The 25221-nt window shown below is 61.9% G+C and carries 24 protein-coding genes; 13 read left to right on the top strand and 11 right to left on the bottom strand.

The features are described from left to right. The first annotated feature begins 37 nt into the window (after positions 1 to 37). Positions 38 to 1333, top strand: a complete 1296-nt coding sequence (locus NL115_RS09015) for a DNA cytosine methyltransferase (RefSeq protein WP_254832850.1) — start codon at positions 38 to 40, stop codon at positions 1331 to 1333. Here the strand turns inward: NL115_RS09015 and NL115_RS09010 are convergent. Together NL115_RS09010 and NL115_RS09005 are read right to left on the bottom strand one after the other, a co-directional pair. Further along, on the bottom strand, positions 1330 to 4860 hold the full coding sequence (locus tag NL115_RS09010; protein WP_254832849.1) for a helicase-related protein: 3531 nt from the start codon (positions 4858 to 4860) through the stop codon (positions 1330 to 1332). The two genes, NL115_RS09015 and NL115_RS09010, sit on opposite strands and share 4 nt — an antisense overlap. Positions 4861 to 5070: 210 nt before the next feature. Continuing rightward, positions 5071 to 5328 carry a MarR family transcriptional regulator gene (locus tag NL115_RS09005; RefSeq protein WP_254832848.1) on the bottom strand — a complete coding sequence of 86 codons (258 nt, stop codon included), beginning with the start codon at positions 5326 to 5328 and terminating at the stop codon, positions 5071 to 5073. A 183-nt stretch (positions 5329 to 5511) separates the two neighbouring features. Between NL115_RS09005 and NL115_RS20780 the strand changes: the two genes are divergently transcribed. The 4 genes from NL115_RS20780 (at position 5512) to NL115_RS08985 (ending at position 9431) form a co-directional block, all read left to right on the top strand. Continuing rightward, complete coding sequence (locus tag NL115_RS20780; RefSeq protein ID WP_434084010.1) at positions 5512 to 5889, top strand: DUF7344 domain-containing protein; 378 nt, start codon at positions 5512 to 5514, stop codon at positions 5887 to 5889. A 30-nt stretch (positions 5890 to 5919) separates the two neighbouring features. Continuing rightward, positions 5920 to 7056 carry a CRISPR-associated protein Cas4 gene (locus NL115_RS08995; protein WP_254832846.1) on the top strand — a complete coding sequence of 379 codons (1137 nt, stop codon included), beginning with the start codon at positions 5920 to 5922 and terminating at the stop codon, positions 7054 to 7056. Between the two features lie 577 nt (positions 7057 to 7633). After that, the gene (locus tag NL115_RS08990; RefSeq protein ID WP_254832845.1) at positions 7634 to 8440 is read left to right on the top strand and encodes a transcription initiation factor IIB family protein; all 807 of its coding nucleotides are present in this window, start codon (positions 7634 to 7636) and stop codon (positions 8438 to 8440) included. Continuing rightward, positions 8433 to 9431 (top strand): recombinase family protein, encoded by a 999-nt coding sequence (locus NL115_RS08985; protein ID WP_254832844.1) that lies wholly within the window; start codon positions 8433 to 8435, stop codon positions 9429 to 9431. Before NL115_RS08990 ends, NL115_RS08985 begins: the two co-directional genes overlap by 8 nt. Here NL115_RS08985 and NL115_RS08980 read toward each other — a convergent pair. Together NL115_RS08980 and NL115_RS08975 are read right to left on the bottom strand one after the other, a co-directional pair. Next, positions 9428 to 10021, bottom strand: a complete 594-nt coding sequence (locus tag NL115_RS08980) for a hypothetical protein (protein ID WP_254832843.1) — start codon at positions 10019 to 10021, stop codon at positions 9428 to 9430. The genes NL115_RS08985 and NL115_RS08980 overlap by 4 nt on opposite strands. After that, positions 10008 to 11369 carry a recombinase family protein gene (locus NL115_RS08975; protein ID WP_286668364.1) on the bottom strand — a complete coding sequence of 454 codons (1362 nt, stop codon included), beginning with the start codon at positions 11367 to 11369 and terminating at the stop codon, positions 10008 to 10010. The genes NL115_RS08980 and NL115_RS08975 overlap by 14 nt, the downstream gene beginning before the upstream one ends. Before the next feature lie 455 nt (positions 11370 to 11824). On the opposite strand from NL115_RS08975, the gene NL115_RS08970 reads away from it, so the two are divergent. From NL115_RS08970 to NL115_RS08960, 3 genes are read left to right on the top strand one after another with little or no spacing between them, the layout of a single operon-like run. After that, a complete protein-coding gene (locus tag NL115_RS08970; RefSeq protein ID WP_254832841.1) occupies positions 11825 to 12277 on the top strand; it encodes a hypothetical protein in 453 nt (150 codons plus the stop codon). Beyond that, complete coding sequence (locus tag NL115_RS08965; RefSeq protein ID WP_254832840.1) at positions 12270 to 12743, top strand: hypothetical protein; 474 nt, start codon at positions 12270 to 12272, stop codon at positions 12741 to 12743. The genes NL115_RS08970 and NL115_RS08965 overlap by 8 nt, the downstream gene beginning before the upstream one ends. A 2-nt stretch (positions 12744 to 12745) precedes the next feature. Further along, positions 12746 to 13843, top strand: a complete 1098-nt coding sequence (locus NL115_RS08960) for a tyrosine-type recombinase/integrase (RefSeq protein WP_254832839.1) — start codon at positions 12746 to 12748, stop codon at positions 13841 to 13843. A gap of 107 nt (positions 13844 to 13950) precedes the next feature. Here the strand turns inward: NL115_RS08960 and NL115_RS08955 are convergent, their stop codons facing one another. The 3 genes from NL115_RS08955 to NL115_RS08945 form a co-directional block, all read right to left on the bottom strand. Further along, a complete protein-coding gene (locus tag NL115_RS08955; RefSeq protein WP_254832838.1) occupies positions 13951 to 14451 on the bottom strand; it encodes a DUF7342 family protein in 501 nt (166 codons plus the stop codon). Between the two features lie 220 nt (positions 14452 to 14671). Further along, a complete protein-coding gene (locus tag NL115_RS08950) occupies positions 14672 to 15082 on the bottom strand; it encodes an ArsR family transcriptional regulator (protein ID WP_254832837.1) in 411 nt (136 codons plus the stop codon). Positions 15083 to 15281: 199 nt separating this feature from the next. Then, positions 15282 to 15794, bottom strand: coding sequence for an Ig-like domain-containing protein (locus NL115_RS08945; protein ID WP_254832836.1), 513 nt, complete (start codon positions 15792 to 15794; stop codon positions 15282 to 15284). Between the two features lie 90 nt (positions 15795 to 15884). Here NL115_RS08945 and NL115_RS08940 point away from each other — a divergent pair, with 90 nt between their 5' ends. The 3 genes from NL115_RS08940 to NL115_RS08930 all read left to right on the top strand — a co-directional run bounded on the left by NL115_RS08940 (position 15885) and on the right by NL115_RS08930 (position 17540). After that, positions 15885 to 16130, top strand: a complete 246-nt coding sequence (locus NL115_RS08940) for a UPF0175 family protein (protein WP_254832835.1) — start codon at positions 15885 to 15887, stop codon at positions 16128 to 16130. 212 nt (positions 16131 to 16342) lie between these two features. Further along, entirely contained in the window at positions 16343 to 17035 is a 693-nt protein-coding gene (locus tag NL115_RS08935; RefSeq protein ID WP_254832834.1) for a nucleotidyltransferase domain-containing protein, read from the top strand. Continuing rightward, positions 17028 to 17540 carry a DUF8154 family protein gene (locus NL115_RS08930; protein WP_254832833.1) on the top strand — a complete coding sequence of 171 codons (513 nt, stop codon included), beginning with the start codon at positions 17028 to 17030 and terminating at the stop codon, positions 17538 to 17540. Before NL115_RS08935 ends, NL115_RS08930 begins: the two co-directional genes overlap by 8 nt. Before the next feature lie 116 nt (positions 17541 to 17656). Here NL115_RS08930 and NL115_RS08925 read toward each other — a convergent pair whose 3' ends face one another. Together NL115_RS08925 and NL115_RS08920 are read right to left on the bottom strand one after the other, a co-directional pair. Then, positions 17657 to 20278, bottom strand: coding sequence for a heavy metal translocating P-type ATPase (locus NL115_RS08925; RefSeq protein WP_254832832.1), 2622 nt, complete (start codon positions 20276 to 20278; stop codon positions 17657 to 17659). 155 nt (positions 20279 to 20433) lie between these two features. Next, positions 20434 to 20619 carry a hypothetical protein gene (locus NL115_RS08920; protein WP_254832831.1) on the bottom strand — a complete coding sequence of 62 codons (186 nt, stop codon included), beginning with the start codon at positions 20617 to 20619 and terminating at the stop codon, positions 20434 to 20436. A 96-nt stretch (positions 20620 to 20715) separates the two neighbouring features. Here NL115_RS08920 and NL115_RS08915 point away from each other — a divergent pair, with 96 nt between their 5' ends. Next, complete coding sequence (locus NL115_RS08915) at positions 20716 to 21258, top strand: CNNM domain-containing protein (RefSeq protein ID WP_254832830.1); 543 nt, start codon at positions 20716 to 20718, stop codon at positions 21256 to 21258. On the opposite strand, the gene NL115_RS08910 is transcribed toward NL115_RS08915, so the two are convergent. Then, entirely contained in the window at positions 21259 to 22623 is a 1365-nt protein-coding gene (locus tag NL115_RS08910; RefSeq protein WP_254832829.1) for an eIF2B alpha/beta/delta subunit family protein, read from the bottom strand. Between the two features lie 88 nt (positions 22624 to 22711). After that, a complete protein-coding gene (locus NL115_RS08905; RefSeq protein WP_254832828.1) occupies positions 22712 to 24076 on the bottom strand; it encodes a restriction endonuclease in 1365 nt (454 codons plus the stop codon). A gap of 605 nt (positions 24077 to 24681) precedes the next feature. Here NL115_RS08905 and NL115_RS08900 point away from each other — a divergent pair. Beyond that, positions 24682 to 25191, top strand: coding sequence for a metallophosphoesterase family protein (locus tag NL115_RS08900; protein ID WP_254832827.1), 510 nt, complete (start codon positions 24682 to 24684; stop codon positions 25189 to 25191). Positions 25192 to 25221 lie beyond the last annotated feature (30 nt).

Here is a 25221-nt window from a genome sequence, read left to right as displayed (position 1 = left end):
CTCAAACTTCTTGACTGCTGGCGCCAGCAGTACCGGTATGGCGGCTGATTCGCTCTCTGCGATCGATCTGTTCTGCGGAGCTGGGGGTCTCTCTACCGGACTCGAATGGGCCGGGTTCGAGGTCGAGTGGGCAGTAGATAACGACGAAGCAGCGGTGGAAACGTATCGGGAGAATCACCCTGATGTCGACTGCACGACGGCGGACCTCTCGGGTTATACGCTCCCCGAGTTCGAGACCGGAATCGACCTGGTGGCGGGCGGCCCACCCTGCCCTCCGTTTTCTGTGGTCGGACGCTCGAAACTGAACTCGCTGGAGGGCCGTGATGCCACCACCGACAGTCGAACACAGCTCTGGGAGCGGCTCCGGGACGCCGTTGATAAATACGAGCCATCCGCATTTCTCATGGAGAACGTCGAGGGGATGTCCTCGGCTACCAACGAAGCTGGCGAGTCTGTTCTCGAGCATATCTGTGGACAGTTCAGTAGCCTGGGTTACAGGGTCAGACCGCGGGTAGTAGATGCCGCAGATTACGGCGTTCCACAGCACCGAAAGCGTCTGCTGATAATCGGGACGAAGAACGGCAGACGGCCACCGAAAATCGAGGAATGGCGCTCCCATCGTGAGCCAGCTACGGAGGAAGAACGAGAGGCCCGCCTCACTTCGAATCCGGAGCACGAACAGCCACAGGAGACACTGGACAGGTGGGTTGATGACCCAGAGGAGAACGCGAGTTCGAAGCCCCGGTCGCGTGAGCCCTGGGTCACCGTCGCCGAGGCGATCTCTGACCTGCCGCCACTTTCCCCTGCCGGGACCCGGGCCGACGATCCGCACCCGCCCGCCGCGACCGATCGCTACGAACTCCCACCCGTGACAGAGTATCAGCTCTGGGCCCGTGAGGACGCACCGGCTGCGGCGACGGACGACGGCGAGCGACCGGTGCTCCACAATCACGAAGCCCGGTTCCACAATCTCACTGACTTGTCGATCTACTCGCTCCTTGGAGCCGGGACCGGGTGGCGTATCGGCGACCTGCAGGACGAGCTCCAGCCCTATCGGGAGGACGTGTTCGCTGACAACTACACAAAGCAACAGGCGGACCGTCCCTCATCGACGATACCCGCGCATATCCACAAGGATGGCCACATGCACATCCATCCCCACGAGGCTCGGTCGTTCACCGTTCGAGAGGCCGCGCGGCTCCAGTCGTTCCCTGACCGTTTCGTGTTCCCCGTCAGTCGAACTGCCGCGTACCGACAGGTCGGAAATGCTGTTCCACCGCTTCTCGCCGAAGCCGTGGGGCTCGCGATACGGGAGGCGCTCGAAGCCAGCTAGACTGCCTCTCGTATCGTTTCGAGCGTCCGCTGGTAAAGCTGCTCTGGGCCCCCCTGCGAACGCATTGTGGCAATCTCACGGGCCAGTACAGTAATCCAGTACCGGCGCGGCTGTTGCTCCCAGGCTTCGAGGTTCACGAACAGCTGGCCGTCCTGAGAGAAGGCGTCCACGGCTCCGCGAACAAGACAGGGCTGAATAGATGGACTCTGATTGAACTCGGCTATCAGCCCCCTGAGTCCGTCTGCAGCGTCCACGACATCCTCGTTCGATAGATCAGTGTCTCCCAGGAGTCCGATTTCTTCTTCACCGAACTGCCGATACGTGAAGCCAGATGTATCCGGTGCTTCGCCTGCCCGGAATAGTCGCGCCGCAGAGCCGAGGTCACTGACAGATTCGAGAGCTGCGTAGCTCTCCACGAAGGACAGTCGCGAGTCCGCCTCGTCGGGCTGTTCGATATCCATCGCATCCGCGACAGCAGAGAAATCATCGCCAGTTCCGTCGAGCATAACTGCCTCCGAGACAGCCGGAATCCTGCTGGTGACGACGGCAGCGTTGATCAACTCGGGTTCGTCTGGAATCACCATCCGCTCGCGCTCGAGACGCTCCTGCTCTGCCTCCCACTCTTCCTCGAGTTCCTCCAGTTTGCTCCGTGCGCCCCTGATGGCGATCGTCATGTCCTTGTCCGTATCCGTCTCTTCGATCTCGTATTCCCTGAGCCGGTCTTCCTGCTCCCGGATCTTCTGCTCGAAATAGCGGCGTGCGTGCCGTTCCTTGATATCGACATCCTTCTGCCGTTCCTCTTGAACACCCTCTGCGAGTTCCTCGACCCGTTCGCGGGCCCTCGATTCAGTCACGTCGAGCAGAGAATCCGTCTCTTCCGCGAGTGCGTACGACTGTGGATGTGCAGTTGCGACGGCAGGAGGAAGTGTCCCCGCAATCCGGGGCGGTGTTTCCATTACTTCCCCTTCGGCGGTGACATAGACCCGGACGTAATCCTCTGTAGGTAGCTCCCCATCGCCGCTGACGTATCCGAGTCGGTACGTTGCGAGAATCCCCGGAGCGGAGTCGGAATCTGCCGTCACCAGTGCTGCAACCTGGCCATCGATCCAGTCCCCATCGAGACAGTACTCGACGATTTGCTGCACAAGCGGGTGGTTTAGCGAAATCAGCTCGGCCTCTGGACGTTCCAGTGCCGTCCCCCGGGAGAAGGTGACGCGGCTATACTGGTCACGTACCTTCCCATTCATCGACAGGATCTCCGGGACCGAGATCGAATACAGGGGATGTTCTGCAGGGGCGGGACCGGGAGTAGAGTTCCGTACCTCACCGCCGAACTCCGAGACGAACTGGCGGACGAGTTGTTCGATGTCATCTTCCCCTATCGGACGTGTCTCGCTCAGGTCGATCAGTTCCTGTATCTCTTCGAGGGAATCCTGGTCGAACTTGTCCCGGATCAGGAACTCGTTCTCTATCCGCTCGACCGCCTCTTTTCGTTCATCGATGGCGCTTTCGATATCGGCCTTGACCTCGTCCGAGCTCCGCGTTCCCGTGACTGCATCCATGATTGCCCCCTCCACGTCGTAGTCGTCAAGGACAGTGCCGAGTACGTCGGAATGCATTCCAGTATCCGACTCGATCTGCTGGAGCTTGGTCACGAGAAGGTCGAGAATATCACTCTCCCGTGTGTCTCGGATGAAGAGGTTGTAGATCCGGACTTTCTCGTCCTGCCCATAGCGGTGGAGCCGACCCATCCGCTGGTCGATACGGATGGGGTTCCAGGGCAGGTCGTAGTTCACCATGATGTGCGCGAACTGCAGGTTCAGCCCCTCGCGTGCTGCGTCCGTCGCAAGCATGACCTGGCAGTCTTCCTCGAACCGCTTCATCTCCGTGCGGCGTGTCTCCTGATCCATTCCGCCATGAATCTCGGCGATTGTCAGGTCCGTCAGGACCGTGTCCCTGAGGTATTCCAGGGTATCGGTGTACTCGGTGAAAACGAGGACCTTCTCCTCCGGGTCCTCATCGAAAATTCCACCGAGAAATTCCCGCAGTCGGCGTCCCTTCGAGTCGAGTCCGATTTCGCCAGCAGCATCAATCAGCTGCTCCAGCACGTCGGACTCCGTTTCCACAGTCCCGTCGACGCAATTCAGGTTATCTGTCACTGCAGCGTCGACGGATATCTTCGTATCCAGATCATCCAGCCGATTCTGCAGGGATTGCTGAATGGCCCGGATACTGGAGACCAGTCGTTTCTGGTAGATCACCATCGTAAACCCGGCAGCATGGCGATCTGATTCAGCACTGGCCGTGTAAACCGCCGAGATATACTCCGTTATGTCGTCGTAGAGTCGTCGCTCTTCCGGCGTGAGGTTCACACCCAGCGTCTGTATCTCTCGAGGAGGGAACATGGGCGTGCCATCCGCGTCGATCATACTGTCATCGCTCTTCGTCCGCCGGATCATCAGATCCTCCAGTTTCTCTGGACGGACATCCTCTGGTCCCCTGAATCGATAGGGATCCAGAAGCCGGAGCAGGTGGTAGAACTGGTCGGGCTTCCCCTTGTGGGGAGTGCCGGTCAGCAACAGCAGCGCGTCAGTGCTTCCCGCTACGGCCTCACCGACCCGGTATCGATCCGCCCGGTTGATTCCGTCGCTCCCCTCACGGGCCGTCAGGTGGTGCGCTTCATCGAATACGACCACGTCCCAGGGGGCATCCAGCCGTCTGAGGGACTCCAGCATATCGTCCTGTTTGGCGAAATCGATCGAGACCACAATCTGGTCTTCAGCCATCCAGACGTTCTGGGCGCGATTCGTTCTTCGAAGCGAATCCACCAGCTCCCGGTCATACGCGACATACTCGCGACCGAACTTCTCGCGCATCTCTGCCTGCCACTGGTCCCGGAGCGACGCCGGAGTTATAATCAGGATCCGTTCAGCTCTCCCCCGGGCAAGTAGCTCCTCGATGATGATTCCTGCCTCGATGGTCTTTCCGAGTCCGACCTCATCGGCAATCAGATATCTCGGCTCGTAGGCTGTGAGGACCTCATGAGCCGCGTCAACCTGGTATGGCTCAATCCGAATACGGCTCCCGGAGAGCGAGAGGAACCGGTCAGAGCCGTATGCCAAGCTCAACCGAGCGGCCCGTTCACGAAGGCTGAACCGGGTCGGGTCATTGAATTCCCCACCGGCGAGCCGATTAGCAATCGTTCGACCGGGGCGGAGTCCTTTCGAATCGGCAGGGACTTTCTTGAAATCTCCCTCGGCAGTCCGAAGGTACAGCAAATCAGCCCCATCTGCTCGTTCCTCTCTGCCGATGACAGTCGCTTTCCCACCGAGGAAGTCGACCATCTCATTCGCTTCCGCATCCTCTACCCGACGGAACAGGGGTTGATCAGGCGAAACCTCCTGCAGTTTCCCTTCGTCGGTCAATACTCTCAGCTTCGTCTTGTGGCCATTTCTGATGACCTCAACGACACTTCCCCGTCCCCCATAGAACGATACCTGGTCCCCCACATCGAACTCCGCCGACATCGTTCATGAGGATGGGTCGCATGGCATAATAAAGTGGTATGTCACCGATGAGAGTCAGGAGAGCAGAGGTAATCACAAGAAGACTCAGTTCTATCTTTCTGGCCGATGCCTGCAGTGTAGACGAGTGAAACCAGCCCTATCGGACGACACTACTGCTCCAGAACCGGGGCCGGTGAGATATCCAGAGTCCTGCTAGGAGTAGATTATAGATCAGGCCTCATCTTCCTCTTCCTCCACTAATTCGCCTGTAAGGAACTTTTCACCCAGGTCGGTAATCTGGTAGTTAGATGGATCAGTCCGCTGAATGAAGCCCTCCTCAGCCAGCTGCTGGCACCGGCGAGAAATGTACTCGTTCGAGTAATCTATATTGGCGGCAATCACGGACGGCGACGCTATGATGTCCTTCTCGTGAAGGAACTCCAGCACCCGTTCGTCCGCCTGTGTCATCCATTCGATTCGGGGCCGCATCTAATCGCAATGTGCCGCGTACGTCCCTAACACCCGCACAAAACCGGTCTCTAGACATGTTCTAGTGACCTTTAGACACAGATTTTTGTGGTTACAGGTCAAGATGACAGGTCGGTGAACCCGTGTATGCCGCCACACCTGTCGTCCAGGCTTCCGATCCCATCGATTGAGGAGAACTGAGGGATGCCTTCCAGCGAGGAAGAGAAGGTATCTAATCTGCATCATGCGTTGCGGGCACCCAGACGCCGCCACGTGGTTTGGCTCCTTCATCGGTCTCAGGAGATAACGTTGACCACGAGAGAACTCGCGCGGGAGATAGCCGCGATGGAGCAGTTCGTCGCACCGTCTCATGCTACTGGCGAGCCCTATCGGAACGTCTACAATGCGCTCTCTCAGACTCATCTACCCACCCTGGCGGAAGCAGACATCGTCATCTACGACCCCGAGCGACAGCGTGTTTCCCGCGGACCAAACCTCCTGATTGCCGCTGTTGTGTCTGCAGTCAACGAGGCTGCTATTGACGCGGTTCTCAGAGACACCAGGGTATCCCCCCGGAGATAGATATCCGAAGCTCAACGGCCCATTGAGCAAGTGGCCGTGGCGGAAATCACAGACGTGCCTCCAGCGTCTCAGAAACCGCAAACGACAGCCGAAAACGGGTCTCCTCGATCGGCCAGAGTCACTGGTCGAGAGTTCTCCAGATGGTATCAGAATCGACAGCAGCGACAGAACATCGAGAACGGTAAACCCTACTTCAACGGGCCGCCACGGATTCCAGAGTCCGGTCGCCACTCACCCAGCCGCCTCCTCCGGTGTCATCGACGGAGCTTCTACGATACATTCAATGCCCCCAAGGAGACGGCCGCACCGCAGGGAATCTTCTGGTTCGGGTCGAAGTTCGAGACGGACATCGCCGTTCCGTTTCTCAGGGACCAGACCGGGACAGACGAGTACGTGCGGAACTCGATGTGGGTCGACTTCACGATTCGGCGCGAGGGGGACGACCTCCGAATCCGAGGCGAAACCGACCCAGTTGTGGTTGACGAAGACAGCACCCCGCTACTCCTGACCGAAATCAAGACCACGTCCTCCGTCACACACCTGCAAGAGCCGAAGGAGCAACACCTTGCTCAGGTCCACTGTTACCTGTACGGGCTATCGGAGAAGTACGACTGCAAGCTCCGCGAAGCAGTGGTTCTCTACGCGAGCCGTGAGGACTTCGAGGTCAGAACGTTCCACGTCGATTTCGACCTCGCGTTCTGGGAGGATCGGGTGCTACCGTGGGCCGAACAGAATACAGCGTTCCGGCAGTCGAAAGAGCTCCCACCTGCCGTGCCAGAATACGAATGGGAGTGTCAGTACTGCCCATATCGACGCCGTTGCGGGAAGGGGGATGGTCCGCATGCCGACGCTGGTCCAACCGGGTTGCTCCCACTCGTGGCGGACTATCCGCGAGAGCAAATCAGGACGTATCTGGCGGCTCATCCGACGGCGAAGCTCACCCCCACGCTCGCACACGAGTTTCCGGAGCTAGCATCGGAATACGGGAGCTACGACTGGCGATGCTCGGTCTGTGGGTCCTCGCACACCATGCGGGCCGTCGACTGGGATGGGGACGTAGACCAGCTCCCCAGCTGCCCTGATTGCAGACACAGGGAGATTCCAGCCGAGCTCACCGGCCCCTCCCCCGAGAAACAGGCTGTTCCCATGGTCGAGCCAGAGTCGTGACCCCGCGTGATGGATCGGGAGTTCCACGGAAGGGCACGACACTGGGCCCTGTGCAGTATTTGTTTCAGATTGCCAGATTTCTCTCTCAGGAGCATCGCTACCTGATAATCCAGACTATCCTCGGACACCCTGCCGCCCTGGCGAGCAAGTCCGAGATAGCCCACTTCCTGCCCGGTAATCCCCTGCCTGTAGTCGGATATCATCTCCAGAGGCTGGTTGAACACGGCATCATAGCCGAGTACACGTATGATTCCGATAAGTGGAACCCCGGCTCCCCACGTCGGTTCTACGGCCCAACGACGTATGGAGTGATTATTCTCGGAGAGCTGGGCTACCTCGCCAGCGTACCGATGTTGCGAGCAATTCAGCAACGAGCCCGGAAATCCGAGTCCATCAGACGCCACCGGAATGCGCCGCGCCCCACGCTTCCGCTTCCCGTGCGCTACGTCCTCCAATTGGGGGAGTTCGGGGGGACCAGTGAGGGCTAAGTGACGGGGGGTTGGAGGCCGCTCTGAAGCGTAGTCGAGTGGAAACAATGGGCCATTGAGTAACCTACTCTGGGCCGACCTGTCGGGTGATGACTCACGCAGTGGGAGGCAGTAGCGAGTGTGGCATCTGTGGTTCCCAGGGGTCACTTGAGGAACTCGATCACGTCGGTCGTGTGTGCAGTTCCTGCGGCGGTGTTGCAGCCCTCGCAGATGAAATCGGTTCGATTGATTTCGGGTCAGCGAAAGAGCCAGAAGAACGGACGTGGCTGGAGTTCAGCAGGGTCAGAACCAGCACTGAAGCCGAGGTGCGAGACGCATTCGATTTCATAGAGGAGTTTGCAGATCAGCTTGACCTCCCCACCGAGGTCCGTGTCCGGGCTGCCGAACTATACGCAGACGCTGCAGTGGAGTCCATCACGGCGCGACGCTCGGGACGAGAAGTCGTAGCTGCGATTATCGGGATTGCCAGTCGTGAACTGGAACAGCCCCTGCCGAACGAACGTATCGCACAGGCTGCGGATATGGAGTCTACACGACTCGGTCGGTTGATGCGGTTCGTACAAAGAGAGCTGGAAAGGTCTAGCATACCGAATTCGCCAGCCGCGTACGTGCATTCGCTCGCGTCGTCACTTGATTTAGACGAGACGGTCAGGAGAACTGCACGTTCGATTCTCGAACAGATTCCCGGAGAGCAAAGCGGAGGCTGCCATCCCGGAGGACTTGCTGCCGCCGCACTCTATCTCGCTGGAGACGGCCAGCTCACCCAGCGGGAGGTGGCCGACGCGGCAGGAGTTACCGGCGAGACAATCCGGGTGCGTGTGAAGGATTGCAGGGTCGCTATGGAAGGGTCACACCTCGACAGATCTCGGGCGAAGGTGGAGGATTCCAATGGATGAGTCATCTATCCTCTCGCTTGGAATCGAGCCCGAGCCGGGGGGAAGCAAAACAGAGGACTCGACCTGGCGAGCCGCAATCTACGCGAGAACGTCTTCTCGGGGTCAGCGATTCGGCTACTCTCTCGAAGAGCAGGTGAGGTTGTGCGTAGAGCGTTGTGGGCTCCTCGACTGGGAGGTGGCATACGTGTTTCAGGACGGCGAAACGAGCGGAAAGAATACTGACCGGCCGATGTTCCAGCAGATGCTCTCGCTCGCTCGGCAGGGGGCATTCGATGTCCTCGTCTTCTGGAAGCTGGATCGGTTCTCTCGTAGCATTATGCACGCGGTGACGCTGGAGGCGGACTTCCGGAAGTGGGGTGTCGCGCTCCATAGCCTGACCGAGCAGATTGATACGACTACTCCAGCGGGGCAGTTCAATTTTCGAAATTTGGCCAACGCTGCTGAATTTGAGCGAGAGATGATTCGGCAGCGTGCAAAGATGGGACAAATCGCTCGAGCGCTGGAGGGCAAGTGGCCAAATCGAAACCCTCCGTTTGGTTACTCAGTCGATAAAGATGGGTATCTGGTAATTGACAAGGAAGAAGCAGCCCTCGTAAAGCAAATATTCAGCATGTACATCGCGGTACGGTCGATGCCGGCTGTCATCGAGAATCTGAATCTAAATTCTCGAGATTTGGCACGGAACAGCAAGTGGAACCCCGCAAAGATAAGCCGGATACTCCGTGACAGGATATACCTCGGAGAACGGATGGTCGAAGGTGAAGTACAGAACCAGCCAGAGTGTGCGATTATTGAGAAAGAAATCTTCGAACTGGCTGAAAAAATTCGAACTCGATTCCAGAGAGGTGCGCTAAGAGAGCCAATAGAACCCAAGCGCAAGAAGCAGCGAGTCAACCGTATGCTAAATCAATATCGTGAGTGGTCTTCTGGTCAACAGGCTACCGAAGGCCACTCAGTTGGGCCCCGGAAGGCCGACGCCGCGGCTGATTAGGGAGAATATTGACTCAGCGTTGACTGACTCGACGAACTCGATCTCTTTAGATAGGGATATTCGGCGGAGATATCGTCTTCATACCCCAGCGGCCACAGGGCAATAACTCCTGACGCAAGTCCTCCGTCTGGGGCAATGTATGAGATGATCGGAGAGAAGAGCAGATGATTCTTGCCAGTATACGAGTCAACATCTTCCTCCACACGCCGGCTCCTGTCGAAAATCTTTCTGACAATTGAATGAGGTATTACCAGATTCATTTGTGATTCTGCACCCATCTTTGGCTGCTCTGTGACGACGGTGCGCACGCTGCAAAGCCTATTAGCTTCGTCCTCCTTCACAGGATAGAGGACAATCATCGGTTCTAGGAGGTTGGTTTCCGGCAAGACGATAATATGGAACTGGTCAACCCAGTCCATCATCGCAAAACGCAGCAGCTCCCTCAGCTTCCGCCGAAGCCTGAACTGAAGAGCACGGTTGGAACTTCTACCTCTCACCTCTAGGCGCAGTAGCGGAAGTCTATCATCAGTATTTGTTGATACTCCCCCCATCGGCTCCCGATCGTTTTTTGTTTGATCACCGGTATTCATGATTCTCCATCCGGAACCGGTGCTCCTCCTTGGGCCATCCCTCAACTTTTCCACAGTCGGCATTGACGCACTTCCAGCGGTGGGTATACCCATCACTTGTTTGATATACCCCATCTTTCACTGTCGGATCTCCGCAGCGGCCGCAGTGGAATTCAAGATTATCGGCAGAATGATAGACCGCAGGTAGACCCCACTCATCAACCAAATCCCGTTTCATCTGTGTGACATCATCTGATCTGGAGTTCCGGTCATAGACCTTCTCCACCGCTTTTTGAACTTCCTCATAGAGGTCGTCGTCGATAATCCTCAGGTCAGGGTCTGGATGTGTGATACCTTTCCACACTTCCTTCACCGGGTCACTCATCATCGCCACTTCCCGTCGCTTCTCCTCAGAAATCTCGGCCCCAGCACGATTTTCGGATCCGCCGTATGTAGGCATTCCAACATATATTGGGTCTGTCAGCATGTCCCGAATATCGCTCGCGCTTATACCGAGTTCATCCCCATACTCCCGCCATACTTGTTTATACGGGCCCCGCACCTCACAGATCCGGACAAACAACTTGAACGCTCTCTCCACTGCTGCAGCAGTATCTTTATCAATCTCCAACCAGTCGTTTTCTTTGACATATTTATATCCAGGTGGCACACCGCGTTTTGCAGTCGACCAATTTCCATCCTTCCAATTTTTGTTCTTGCTACGTTGGGACGCATTACTCCGATACTGAGTAGAATTCTCCGCAGAACAGGCTTCAAAAACGTACTGTAACATATTCCAGCTTTTTGAAGGATCAACCTCAAGCTCGGGCGTCAAAACATGGACACCATAGTTGAGTTTGAGATCGATCACAAACTGAATTGCTTCCAGAGAGTTTCGCCCGATGCGGCTTATTCCGTAGACGATTAGATATTTTATATCGTACTCTTTTGCATAATGTCTTATTTTCTTGATGGCTTCCCGATCGAGAGTCTGCCCAGACACACCTTCCTCGATGAAGATTTTTTCTAGATGATATCCCTTCTCCTCAGCGAGCGCCTGGATATCCTCAACCTGTGTCACCAAGCTATCTCCCTCTGTTGCCTGGTGTGCCTTGCTCACTCGTGCAAGTCCTAAGACTCGAATTGGATGATCGGGGTCGTCAATTGAGTCCACTCCACCATCAGTTAGAGCACGGTTCTTGATTAACCGCCTAATCAGAATATTTGTCCTCTGTGCAACTAATCTCCCAAACTTGTCGAGGTTACGGTCTAAGGCATTAAATATCCCCAGTGTTTTAAGCGATTTGTGCAGCGGCTGACCTGGTTGGCTATCTGGTCCGATCGATCGGCTCGCATCACCGCGTGGCATGAGTGCCATAATTGTCAGTTATTTCCAGACGTATTGAAGAGCAGTTTCCAGGAAATGTGCACAAATTCGTTCCGATAAAATCTATTCTCCAAATATATCTGGTATTAAATGAGAATTCACTTTTCGAATGTATAAAATATCTATTTTGTCAATAAATCTACGCCCACAGAGTGTTAGGTAGTTGTAAGATGAGTAAGTGAAATGACGAGAGTACGAAACGCAAAGATTCGCTCTACGGCTGATTCTCCAGTTGGTGCGTGTATCTACCTCGACCCGGAAGATCTAGAGAATCTGGGTGTTGACCCCGCGAATAGTAGTGACATCTCATACCGAATCAGCTCCGAGGGGAAACTCTTGATAAATCAAGCAACGACGGATGATTAGAAGCGACCCGCTGGAGACTCTGCAATGGGCTATTGATTACGACAGAATGCCTCAAACGGTGCGAGGTGACTATGCCCGATATTTCGGATAATCGGCAGACGGCAACAGCCTACCCGCAGACGGAAACCTATGAGGAGTGGGCTAATCACGCCGACGAGCTGGAAATGAGTATCAGTCGGTTCATCCTTGCGATGGTCGAAGTAGGCCGGAAGCAAATCGACCTCTCGGTCAGCCAAGATGACGACACTATCGAACTCAGAACACAGCGAAACGACCTGAAGCGCGAGCTGGACGACGCTCGCCGGCGAATCGAATACCTCGAAAAACGACTCTACCGCGGGGAGCGAGGGGCCATCCTCGATGTGCTGGAAGAGGAGCAGACAGTACCCTTCGGAGTCATCGTACAGCGCATCATCAACGACGCCCCCACGCGAGTCGCGCATGCGATAGACGAGATGGATGGCGATAAGATCGTCGTCAAGGACGGAGAGTACCGCCTCGCCGAGGGAGCTCCAGATGAGTGAGGGAGGACGCTGGATTCCCACTGACCCAGCGGTTCGGGCTGGACTCTATACCTCAATATCCGACGTGCCCGAACATCTCCGACTGCACGTCTATCAAAACGAACTTGAGGAGACCGACGCCTGGGAAGACTTCGTCGATGCTACCGGATTGCTCGAATCGACGAAGTCCAAGCACTATCAGTATCTCGAGCGGGCAGAGGAACGGTGGAAAGCGTTCGCTCGATCAAGAAGGACACATCCGGCGCTCTGCTCCCCATCAGACGCTGAGGGATATGCCGCGCATCTTTCCGAGGAGCGCAACCTGGGCGTATCGAGCGCGGCCAAGTACTGGAGTTCAATCGAACGCTTCTATCGCTGGATGTTCCACCACGCCGAGTACCCACATCGATACTCCCCATTTCTGATTGCCGCCGTGAACGACGACCTGTGCCACCGGCTGTGGATGCACGCCATCGACAAACAGTAATCATGTCCGAGACAGACGATCTCGCAGAAGTCGCGGCCGCGTTCGACCGAGACACCGACCCGCTCGCACAGTACAACGCGCAGTTCAGACAGCTCGATACGGACCCACTCACAACCTACCTCGACAGAGTCCAGCGGCCGAACAATGCGAGTGATTCAACGCTGAAGAACTACCGTCAGTCCTTTGATCAGTGGCGCGCGTTCATGGATGAGACTGGCCGGCACTTCGCCTGTCCCAACGATGCTCACGTCAAAGATTTCATGCAGCACCTTGAGGCTGCGCGCGGGAATCAATCCTCAACGATTCTCCAGAAGGTTCGCAACCTGACGCGCGCGTACGAGTGGTGGCAAGAGCATCATGCCTTCCCGCAGCCAACGGACTACAACCCCTTTCGGCTCGCACTGCGAGAGGTCGATCTGGACGAACAATCTGATCAGATGAAGCATCCGCCACTCGATATCGAAGACGTGCGTGAGGTCGTTCGCCAGTGTACCAATATCCGTGAACGGCTGTTCCTCGTGCTGCAACTGAAGTTCGGCCTCCGAGTCGGAGAACTCCGGAACATCAAGCTGGACGATATTGCTCTCTCTCAATCCGGGCTCGATGAGTGGTACCCTGAATTGGGAACTGCTGACCCGATTCGCGATTACGACCGGGCACTGTACGTCCCTTCGCGGTACACCCGTGACGGGAACAAGTCACACCGCCCACGGGTTCTTCCTATCGACGACGAGGCCAAACGTGTACTGCTCCAGTACCTCGCAACCAGACCGACCGTCGACGTTCCCTATCTTATCCTGAGCGAGCGCACCTTCGGTCAACTGACCAACGGCGATATGGTCAGGCAGTGCTGGAAGGAAGCGTTCGCCGAGCACAACGAGGACGACCGATATCGCGACATCACCTCCCACTACGGGCGATACTTCTTCACCAACTACTGGAAGGTAAAGGAGGATGCTCCACGCGAACTCGTCCAGTACATGCGTGGCGACAAACTCGGAGACTCCGGGTCAAGCGATATCATCGACGAGTATCTCACCGCCTATTACGAGGACATCAGGGGACTGTACCTGAACCGCATCTTCAAACTGCTCGCGTAGTGTTCGACAGGCGAGTGGCGCCGGAGTACCTGCCGGTTACCCCGGAGATATGCTGCTGCACCACGGTCAGGTCATCCTCACCATCGCTACGGCGCGGGCGCGGCCCCCTACGTGTAGGTGTCGTAGTTCTCGATGGCCGCCTCGATGGCGTCCAGCCGCCAGCGCAACAGCCCCCAGTCACTCGCGGCTTTCAGTCGGTCGCGGGTTTCGGCCGCCGTGTCCGTGGTGGCTGCCTGTCCGCGGAGTGCGTCGGGGCCGTCGGCGCCGTACTCGGCGCGGAGCGATTCAATGCGCTCCTGCACGTCGGCCTTCAGGTCGATGAGACCGTTACGGTCGTACTCAGCCAGCAAATCGCGGATGGTCTGGACCCGGGCGTGGAGCGGGTCGGGCGCGTAGACGGTGGTGCCGTCGCGGTCGCGCTCGACCAAGATGTTCCAGTCGACCAGCCGTTGCAGGTGGTCCCGGGCGGTATTCTCGGCGACAAGAGCTTCCTCAGCGATGTAGGAGGCCGGCTGGGGCTCGGAGACCGTTGTGGCGACCGACTGAACCCGGTCGATGGCGGTGGTTTCGGCCTTCCACGCCTCCAAGGTGGGGGGCGTCTCGGCCATCTTTACGTGGAGGTGAGCTGTCAGGGCGTCATAACTCTATGCCCAGCGCAACTATTTGTACTGTCAGCTCTTCCGAGGGCCGTCGCTCGTCGTCGGGGGCCATTCCGTCTCGATTGTGTCAAATTATACTAAACCCATATATAAACGAGTTTGGGCTGGCTTGATTCGTCTCGTGGAGCGGCGGGCGGTACCTCGTCGCGTCTCGTCCGGACTGAAAGGGTCAGTCTGCTCTGGGCCGAGGCATCTGTTCGACATCCCGAATCCGGGCCGTCTTCTCGACCGCCGTATACTGGCGCTGCCACGCTTCCCGCGGAAACAGGCCGTTCTGGTTGAACAGGGCCTGCGCCTCGTCGGTGATGGTGTAGAACTTGCTGGGGAAATCGCGGCGCCGGTTGCCGGGCGCAACCTCTAGCACCCGAACCACCTGGGTATCGACAAGTCGTCGGAGGTGCCGGCGGATCGCATCCTCGCTCTTGTCGGGGTTCAGGTAGGCCAGTTCCTCGACGCTGGGTGCGCCTTCGGGGTGGCCCGCGATGTCAGATAGGAGGTCCGCCCGGGGCGTGTCCGTGGCCTTCTGAAGCGCCCGCCACGTATCGAACGCCTCGTCACCGCCCGGGTCCGGGTCCTCCATACCCCATGTGACCACGCCGCGGAGCAAATAGGTGGTGTCCAATCCGGGCGGACGAGCGTAGCCAGCTACGGGCTCCCAGCGGGCCTCACAGCTGGGGGCGTATTCGCGAACCTCTCACAGGGATAGACTACCCGACAGGGGTCCCCAAAGGTGCTGGGAGTGTCCCGGGGACAGACGTGATTCCCGGAGCATACGAGAGTCACTCCGGTGTCGGGGTCTGGCACCGGCGCCGGTCGCTGTCGTAGGTGAGGAAGCCGACGCTGCGCTCGCTCTGGATGCGCCCCTCGACGCGGGCGCCCACGCTCGTCTCGTCCTCGTCGTCGCCGATCTGCGTGACCGAGGTCGCACCGCTGGCCGTGGTCGTCTCGACGACGTAGCGGTCAGGGATCTGTGGCCAGCCACACGGAAGGCTGGTCTCCTCGCCCGGTGCGAGCGTCGCCGTCCGCTCGTAGACCACCTCCCCGTCGCGGCGGACGGCTACGGGCACGTCGAACGTCCGCTCGCGGGCGTCGTTAGCGACGGTCAACGCTGTAAGGACCTGCCCGTTCGGTGGTGGGGTCGGGGAGGGCGAGGCAGTGGCAGACGGGGTGGCCGTCGCGCTCGGCATCGACGTGGGCGTCTCGTCGGTCGTGTCGTCGCTGCCTGCGGGGAGAGTACACCCAGCGACCGGGAGGAAGGCGGCCGCGGTGGCGAGTACCTGTCGGCGGCGCATACGCCCGGGCCTGGGACCGCCGTCGTGAAACCGCTTCCCGTCGGCGTTCACCGGCCAAATACTCAATAACGGTGTCGTCCCACATCGACTGTGGCGACCATCGAGATCGACGACGAGGTGTACGAGGCGATCCAGCTCCCCGATGGGGAGCGCTCCGCGGTTCTGAAGCGGGAGCTGGCAGTGTCGCTGTACGCGCAGGACGTACTCTCGCTCGGGAAGGCGCGGGCCCTGGCCGGGCTGTCGGCACAGGAGTTCCAAGAGCTCCTCGGCGAGCGCGAGGTCCCACAGCACTACGACGAGACAGAACTCGCCGAGGACATCGAGTACGCCCAGTGACGGAGTCGTCGCCGACACCTCATCATTCCTGAACCTCGCGATCGTCGACCGACCGGATCTCCTCGAGCGACCCGTGTGCTACGGGGACATCCGTGAACCCCGCCCGGGCCGTACCTTCGAACCGCTCTCGTAGTCCGAGATGGCACAAGTACTCATAAAGGCTTCCCGTTATGCATATGAACTATAAGTGGATAGAGGCACGAAGCCTATCTATGGTAACGAACTCGAACACACAGTCCGGTGGGAGGACCCGAATCTCCCTCGACATCCCCGCACAGGATACCCGTATATTCGGAAGCGAGACCGCACACGCGGTTCTATACTTTTTATCACGACAGCACACGGACGAGTTCTCCATTACCGACCTGGCGACGGCCGTGGAGTACTCCCGGACCAGCGTCTCGAAGGCAGTCGACCTCTTGGCCTCCAACGACCTCGTCGTGGACCGACGCGAGGGGAACACCCGATTGGTCCGGATCAATCGCGAACGTCTGTCCCGCCCGGATGATCCGATACTGGACATCCCGCAGGCGGAGTTCCAGCCGCCGGTACGGGAGGCAGTCGACGAGCTACGGACCGAACTGGAAGCCCTCGTCGGAATAGTCCTCTACGGGAGCGTCGCGCGGGGCGAAGCCGACCGGCGGAGCGACATCGACCTGTGGGTGCTGGTCGAGGAAGACCGGCTGGCAGCACAACGGGTCGCGAACGATGTCCGCCAGACACTCGAAGCGCGGGAGTTCGACACCGGCCGGTACGAGTACGAGATCGATGTCGAGTCGCTTCCCGCGGTTCCCGGATACACGGACGAACTCCGCGAGATACTGAGCGATGGACTCGTCCTCCACAGCACCGAGAAGTTCGAGACGGTCCAGGGGATGATCCTCCACGGTGATCTGGATGAGTGATTCGTCCGACCCCGGAGCGATTGTGGACGCGCTCGCAGCGGCTACCGACGCGTTCAACGAGGAGGGGCACGGTATCCCAACCCGCGAGGAACGTATCGATGCGGACGCGGACTGGAAGACGCAACTCACCAAGGCCTGTCGACTGCTGACTGCGGTTGAGCGGCTCTCTGGAGCGGGGTTGTACACCGCGACGACGGAGCTCTGCTTCGGCGCGACCGAACGGTCTGTCGAGGCGTTCGCGCTCGCGGAGGGTGGTGACGAACTGGACGACTTCCACGACCACACGCGCTGTTACGACCGGGCGACCGACCTGGGTCTGCTATCGAGGGAGACGACCGAGGGACTCCGACGGCTGTACGATACGAATCGGACGGATAGCTACTACGGCGGACGCCGCCCGACCGAGGAGCAGGCGACGGCGATGCGAGCCCTCGCCGAGAGCGTCCACGAGTACGTCGTGGCCCAGATTCGCGAGGGAGGCGTCTGTGTCTGCGAGGCCGATTAGTCGCGAAGCCACTAGTAGAAATCAGGAGACGGTGGGGGTAACCGTCATCATCGCCGCCACCACCGCTACTGCACCGAAGGTGAAAAATCGCACCCACTCCGGCTACGGAGGCACCATCACCGGAGTCGGCCGAGCAGTTCGTAGTCCTCGTCCGGCGTGTACTCCCGGAACAGCAGGCTGTTCGCCAGGACCGAGACCGACGAGAACGCCATCGCGCCGGCGGCGAGGACGGGCTGGAGCAGGCCGAGCGACGCCAGCGGAATCATCGCCGTGTTGTAGCCCAGCGCCCAGAACAGGTTCTGCTTGATCTTCGCGAGCGTCCCCTCGCTGATGCGGATAGCCTTCACGACGTCGAGTGGGTCGTCGCGCATCAGCGTCACGTCGGCGGCCTCGATAGCCACGTCCGTCCCGCTGCCGATGGCACAGCCGACGTGCGCCACGGCCAGCGCCGGGGCGTCGTTGACGCCGTCGCCGACCATCATCGCCTTGCGGTCCTCTTCCTGGATGGCCTCGACCGCGTCGGCCTTGTCTTCGGGGAGCACCCCGGCGCGGACGTTCGCGGGGTCGATGCCGACCTGCTCGGCGACCGCGCGGGCGGTCCGCTCGTTGTCGCCGGTTATCATCATCACGTCGGTGCCGCGGTCCTGCAGCTGGGCGACGGCGTCCTTCGCGCTCTCCTTGACCGTGTCGGCGTCGGCGACGACCCCGAGCAGTTCGCCGGCATCGCTGCCGGCGGGTCGTCGGGCAACGAGCATCGCGGTCTTGCCCTCGCTCTCGAGGCGCTCCATCGTCTCCGCAGCGGGCGCGGGGTCGATACCGGCGTCCTGCAGGAGCTTGCGGTTCCCGACCAGCACCTCGTCGCCGTCGACCGTCGCCCGGACACCCTGCCCGGGCACGTTCTCGAAGGCCTCGGCGTCACCGAGTTCGAGGCCGCGCTCCTCGGCCCCCTCGACGATGGCGCGGGCGAGGGGGTGCTCGCTGTCGCGCTCGGCGCTGGCCGCGAGCCGGAGCACCTCGTCCTCGTCGACGCGGTCGCGGGCGACCGTCTGCCCACCGTCGGCAGCGGGCTCGCCGCCGTCGGCCGCCGCCCGGTCCTCGGGCCCGACCGCGACCACGTCCGTGAGGCGCATCTCGCCCTTCGTCAGCGTGCCCGTCTTGTCGAAGACGACGGTGTCGACGTCCTTCGCGCGCTCGAGGATGTCACCGCCCTTGAACAGGACGCCGTGCTGCGCGCCGATGGTGGTCCCGACCATCGTGGCGGCGGGCGTCGCCAGCCCCAGCGCACAGGGACAGGCGATGAGGACGGCGCTGGCGAAGACGACGACCGCGAACTCGAAGACCGACAGCGCCGCCGGGCCGCCGCCGACCAGCCCCCACAGCGGGAGCGCGCGGACGAAGCCCGCGAGCGTCTCGGGGAACAGGAACCAGACGGCCGCCCACAGCACGGCGTTGAGGATGACCGCCGGGACGAAGTACGCCGAGATGCGGTCGGCGAGGTTCTGTATCTCGGGCTGGCGGGACTGGGCCTCCTTGACGGTCTGGACGATCTGCTGGAGCGCCGTGTCCTTCCCGACCTTCGTCGCCTCGACGACGAGGACGCCGTTCTCGTTGATGGTGGAGCCGACGACCTCGTCGCCCTCGCTCTTCTCGACGGGGACGGACTCGCCGGTGACCATCGACTCGTCGACGGCGCTCTGTCCGTCGACGACCACGCCGTCGGTGGGAATCTGCTCGCCCGGGCGGACCTTCATCCGGTCGCCGACCGCGACCTCCTCGACGGAGACCTCGCGCTCGGTGCCGTCCGCCTCGACCAGTGTCGCGGTGTCGGCCTCCATCTCCAGCAGCGACCGGAGCGCCGCGCCCGCCTGCCCCTTCGAGCGGGCCTCGAGGTAGTTCCCGAGCGTGATGAACACGAGGATGAGCGCGGCCGTATCGAAGTACAGCCCCTCGCTCGCGAGGAGGTCGAGGAGGACCACGACCGAGTAGAGGTACGCCGTGGACGACCCCAGCGCGATGAGGACGTCCATGTTCGCCCTCCGGTTCTTCACGAGCGCGTTGTACGAGTTCCGGTAGAACGGCCAGCCGAGCACGAGCTGGACGGGGGTCGCGAGCAGGAACTCGACCCAGCCGAACTCGATGCCGAAGATCCGGTCGGGGAGGACCGTCCCGCCGAGCAGGAGCTTCTCGACGAGGAAGAACAGCATCGGTGCCGCCAGCGCCGCACCGAACAGCGTCAGCCGGAGTTGCTTGCGTATCTCCGCGTTCCGAGCGGCGTCGCGACGGTCCGCGCTGGATTCCTCGCCGCCGTCGCTATCGTCCTCACGGACGGGCGAGTAGCCGGCGTCCTCGATGGCGGCGTAGCAGTCCGCGAGGCTCGCCTCCGCCGGGTTGTACGTGACCTGTGCCTCGTCGGTCGCGAAGTTCACGTCGGCGCTGACGACGCCCGGCGTCCGCTCGAGGGACTCCTGGACCGTCTCCGAGCAGTTCGCACACGACATGTCCGTGATGGCGATGCTCGCGGACTCGGTGACCGGCGTGTACCCGGCGTCCTCGATGGCCGCGAAGATACGACCCAGCGAGACCGTCTCCGGGTCGTACGCGACGCTCCCCTCGTCGGTAGCGTAGTTGATGTTCGCCTCGGATACCCCGTCGAGCCCCTCGACGGCGTCGGCGATGCTCTGCGAGCAGTTCGCACAGCTCATCCCCTGGATGTCTATCTGGCTTCGGTGCTGGCTCATTGTGTAGTGATACGGTCCCCTCGTTCAATCGGTTTCCCCTTTCGATTATTTCGTTCAGATGCCCCTTCACCTTCGATAGTAAAGTGGCGGTCGCCGTCCGTTTCGTTCCCCTGGACGTGGGGCGGCGCCGTTCGTCGCCGGCGAGCGGTGCCGACCTACATCCGGGTCGCTTCCTTCGCCTCCTCTGCGTGCTCCAGGGCCAGTTCGAGCTGCCGCCGGTGGAGCGCCTCGAGTTCCTCGGCATCGGCGTCGCTCAACTGCGTCGTCACCTCGACGCCCGGGAGACTGGTCTTGAGTTTGTTGCCGCCCTCGCCCGCGATGTCGTCCAGGTCGATGTCCATACCGGGACTGCGGCCGGCGGTGACTTAGGGATTGACCCGCGGACACGGGACGCCCGTCGGCAGGCGGTTCTTCTGTCCGGCGGGTGACCGCCACGTATGGCCGTCCCCCTCGTCGCCCTCGGTGTCGCGAGTATCGTCGTCCTCCTCGGGCTGAGCGCGTTCTTCTCCAGCAGCGAGATCGCTGTCTTCTCGCTGTCGTCGGAGTGGGTCGATACGCAGGCCGAAACGGGCGACGGCGACGCCCGCGCGCTGGCGACCCTCCGCGAGAACCCCCACCGCCTGCTCGTGACACTGCTCGTCGGCAACAACCTCGTCAACGTCGCGCTGTCGAGCATCGTGACCGTCCTGCTGGCCCAGTACGTCTCCGGCGGGGTCGCTGTGGCCGCCACGACGCTGGTGGCGGGGTCGGTGGTGCTCGTCTTCGGTGAAATCGTCCCGAAGTCGTTCGGCCTGGGCAACGCCGAGCGGTACGCGCCAGTCGTGGCGCGACCCATCCGGCTGGTCGAGCTGGCACTCCTGCCGCTGGTCGTCCCGTTCGACCTGCTGACGCGCTCGATGGGCACCGCGCTCGGGGGTGACGCGGACATCGAGGAGCCGTACACGGGCGACGAGGAGGGCGCGCCGCCGGCGGGTGACTGACTACGCCGAGGGCCGCGGCCAGTCTGCGCACTCCGCGGCCCGCTCGGCCACCGTCGGGACGCTGTCCGCGGTGAGAAGCCCCTCCTCGGTGAGGTAGGCGTCGACCAGCGTGGGCGGCGTCACGTCGAACGTCGGGTGCTCGACATCGAGAGCACCGGGCGCGCTGGACGCGTCGGCCCCGTCCAGCAACTCGGCCGGGTCGCGGGGTTCGAGGGCGGCCTCGTGGCCGGGCGGCGCCACCTTGTCCGTGTGGGCCGCGACGTAGACGGGCACGTCCTGCGCGGCAGCGGCGCTCGCCAGCGTGCGCGTGCCGACCTTGTTGACGACCGACCCGTCCGCCAGGACCGTGTCCGCGCCGACCAGCACCGCATCCACGTCGCGTGCGTCGAGCGCGTGCGCCACGCCCGTGTCGGCACACAGCGTGACGGGCGCGACGAGCGCGTCCGCGAGGTCACGCGCGACCGCCCGGCCCTCGCCGCCGGGGCGCGACTCCGCGATGACGACCCTGGCGGCCACCCGACCCAGCAGTTCCCGGACGGTCCCCGACCGGGAGAGCGTCGCCACGACGCCGTCGCCCCAGTTGGCCCGCCGGCCCTCACCGACGAGGCGGCGCCCGGCGGGGTCGAGATTCGCGAGGACGTGCTCGGCCGCCGTCTGCACGGCCCCGGCCGACCGGACCGGGTCGCCGCTCGACGCCTCGTCGACATCGTGCTCGCCGGCGGCCAGCCACATCGCCCGGTTCACACGGTTCGCGACGACGGCCATGCTCTGGCGGGCCGCCAGCAACTCGTCGGCGAGCGACGCGAGCCGCGACCAGTCGCCCCCCGCGTCGGGGAGGTCGACCGGCGCGTCGACGCCCGCGTCCAGCGCCGCCGCAGCGTCACGGAGGACCTCCACTGCACGCCGGGAGACGTACTCGGAGCCGTGCTCGTGGTCCTCGCGCACGGTCGCCACCGTGGGCGCGACCCGCCGGTAGGACTCCCACAGCCGCGGGACCGTCTCCCGGTCCAGTATCGCGGGCGGCTGGACCCACGCGTGCTCGGTCGTCTCACGGTTCGTCGTCACCTCGCGCGTCGGGCAGTCGAACAGGAACGGGTTGACGCGCCAGGTGCCGTGGTCGGGGTCCTCGACGGGAAACGAGGGGCCACGCCGGACGAACGCGCAGTCGTCGGGGTCGAGGCCCGTCTCCTCGCGAAGCTCCTCGCGCGCCAGCGCCTCGGGGTCGCCCTCGGCGTGCCCCGCGACCGCCCCCCACTGCCCGCTATAGGAACCGACCGCCTCGCTCCGCCGGAACAGGAGCACGTCGGAGTTGTTCCGCAGGAAGACGGTGACGACGCCCGTCTCGTCCGCGCCCTCGTCGGTCATACCCGGTGTGTCGGGCGGGGGGAGCATAACCGTTCGACCGGAAACGGGGGGCAGTCGGAACCGGAACGGGTGACGACCGCGCCCGGCGTCAGATGACCCCCGTCACCACCAGCAGCGTGAGGGCCAGTACGACGGCCGTGACCGCGCCCCCACCGACCAGCGGCGGGTTCTCCATCGCCTTCTCGTGGACCGCCATCGCCTCGTACTCCTCGCGGAACGTCTCGAGATTCGCCTCGTCGTAGAAGTGCTTCGTCGCGAACGCGAACTGCTCCGTCACCGAACAGCCGGTACAGACCGGGGTCCCCTCCAGCCGCTCGGTCTTCGTGTGGCGCTCGCAGTTGATGCTGCCGCAGTTCGCGCAGTACGTGTACGTCTCGTCACTCGCATCCGTCTCGCAGTGGACGCAACGCCGGACCGCGTCCTCGACGGTCACCCGCGAGGGGCCGGCGACGTAGGCCTCGTAGCCGTGCGTGTACTCGCCGAGCGTCACGCCGAACCGGACCTGCGGGAGGTAGATGGGCGTGACCGACTGGACCGAGATATCGGACTGTCTGGGCTCGCACTCCTTCGTGTACGTGACGTTGTTGTCGCCGGTGTACCGGACCGTCGTCGTGTGCCGGCGCCGGAACCGGTCGACAGCCCAGTCCTTGTACTCGGTCTGGGTCTGGCCGAACCGGTCGACGACGAGGTCGTCGAACGTCTCCGCGAACGCGTCCTCGTCCAGGTCGACCGCCTGCGAGAGGTTGCTGGCGACGAGCTGTGCGACCGCCGACGAGCAGGGGGTCGGGCCGCCCCGCCCGGCGTGGAGGGCAATCGCGTCGGCCTCGTCGACGCGGTGGACGACGCCGACGGAGGTCTCGAACGTGGCCTGGACGCGAGCGGACACGACGACGACCGGCTGGAAGTGCGCCCGCCGGTCGGCCGGTGGCAGGTCCGCCACCGAGAGGTTCTCCACGTCGCGGACGACCTCGAACAGCGGCGAGTCGACCGTCCCGGTCGGGTCGCGCGGCCGGAGCGTCTCGTCACAGAGCACCTCGATACGGCCGTTGTACAGGTCCAGTCCGACCTCCTCGGCCAGCTCGCGGAGGTCGCGGCCGTCGACGAGTTCGATGGGGTACGGGTCGTCGTTCGCGTCGAGTCGCTCGGCGTACTCCTCGGCCGGGCCGCTGAACCGGCCCGTCGTGACGACCATCCCGCGCTTCGGGCCGTCGAAGTCGTGGGTGGCGATGGCCGAGTGGAGCTTCTGGACGACCGGCCGCCCGACCGAGCCGGTGTGCTTGCACTCGACGACGATACTCCGGCGGGTCCCGTCGACGACCTCCTCCATGACGATGTCCCGTCCCTCGTCGGCGGTCTTGGCGGCCTGCCGGACGTTCTCGTAGCCGAGGTTCCGGAAGACGTCCTCCATCACGTCCTCGAACTCGAACCCCGAGAGCTCGTCCAGAATCGGCATCATCCAGGGACGGGTGGGCGGACGGCTTGAGCGTTTGGCCCGCTACCCGGTTCGAATACGGAGCGAGTGTTGGGCACCCCCTCTGGCGAACAGGTACCAGGAGTGTAGTTACAGGGAGGTTCAGTGATGACGACCACGAATTGAACCGTATTGGAAGCCCCTGCCCGCTCGACCATCCGGGGCTCGCTGCGCTCCTCGCTCCCTGCGGTCGCTGCGGTGCTTGCGTCGCCCGGGATGGGTCGAGCGGCCAGCCCCTTCCATTCCCACCCGATGCTGTTCGTTCCACGGAGCGACGCACCGAGCCAGCACGGTGCGAAACGACCCTGGAACGCCGACCCGGGCGGGACTGAAAGGGGCCGCGGGCTGAGCGGTGCCCCGGCGAAGTAAGGACCGCAGGGCGCCTCCGGCGCCCGAGGACCGCAGCGAGCCGCGGGACCCTCAGCCCGCGGGGGCTTTCAACAGGGTCCGGTCGGTGCTGGCGTCTCAACGCTCACCGGAACCAATCTGTAACCACGCACGACCACCCTATCGCGACCCAGCCTCCCTGACCACCCATCCGACGGACGCACACTTTTCACGGCTCACGCCGACAGTCCCATCCGACCATGTCCACCCGCGTCGCCATCATCAGCGACACCCACATCCCGTCCCGCGCGAGCGAGATTCCCGCCTGGGTCCTCGACGAACTCGATGCGGCCGACCTCGCCATCCACGCCGGCGACTTCGACACGTACGACTCGTACGACCGGGTGCAGGAGGTGACGCCCGACCTCACCGCGGTCCTCGGCAACATCGACCCGCCGGACCTCGATGTGCCCGAGGTCGCCACGCTGGACGTCGAGGGGGTCCGGTTCGTCGTCACCCACGGCACCGGCGACATCGCGGGCTACGAGGAGCGCGTCGGCGGTATCGTCGCCGAGCACGCCGACGACGACCGGCTCACGGTCGGCGTCTCGGGGCACACCCACCAGCAGGCCGAGTGGGAGCACGAGGGCTACACCTGCTACAACCCCGGCACCTGCACCGCCGCGGACCCCGCGACCATCGCGGCGATGCTGGTCGCCACCGTCGACGGCGAGACGCTCGACATCGAGAAGCGGAAGGAATCTACCTGAAGGGCCAGGAGAACATCATTATCTATATAT

The organism is Haloglomus salinum (assembly GCF_024298825.1).
Lineage (GTDB): Archaea > Halobacteriota > Halobacteria > Halobacteriales > Haloarculaceae > Haloglomus > Haloglomus salinum.
This window is presented reverse-complemented; position numbering and strand designations above follow the sequence as displayed.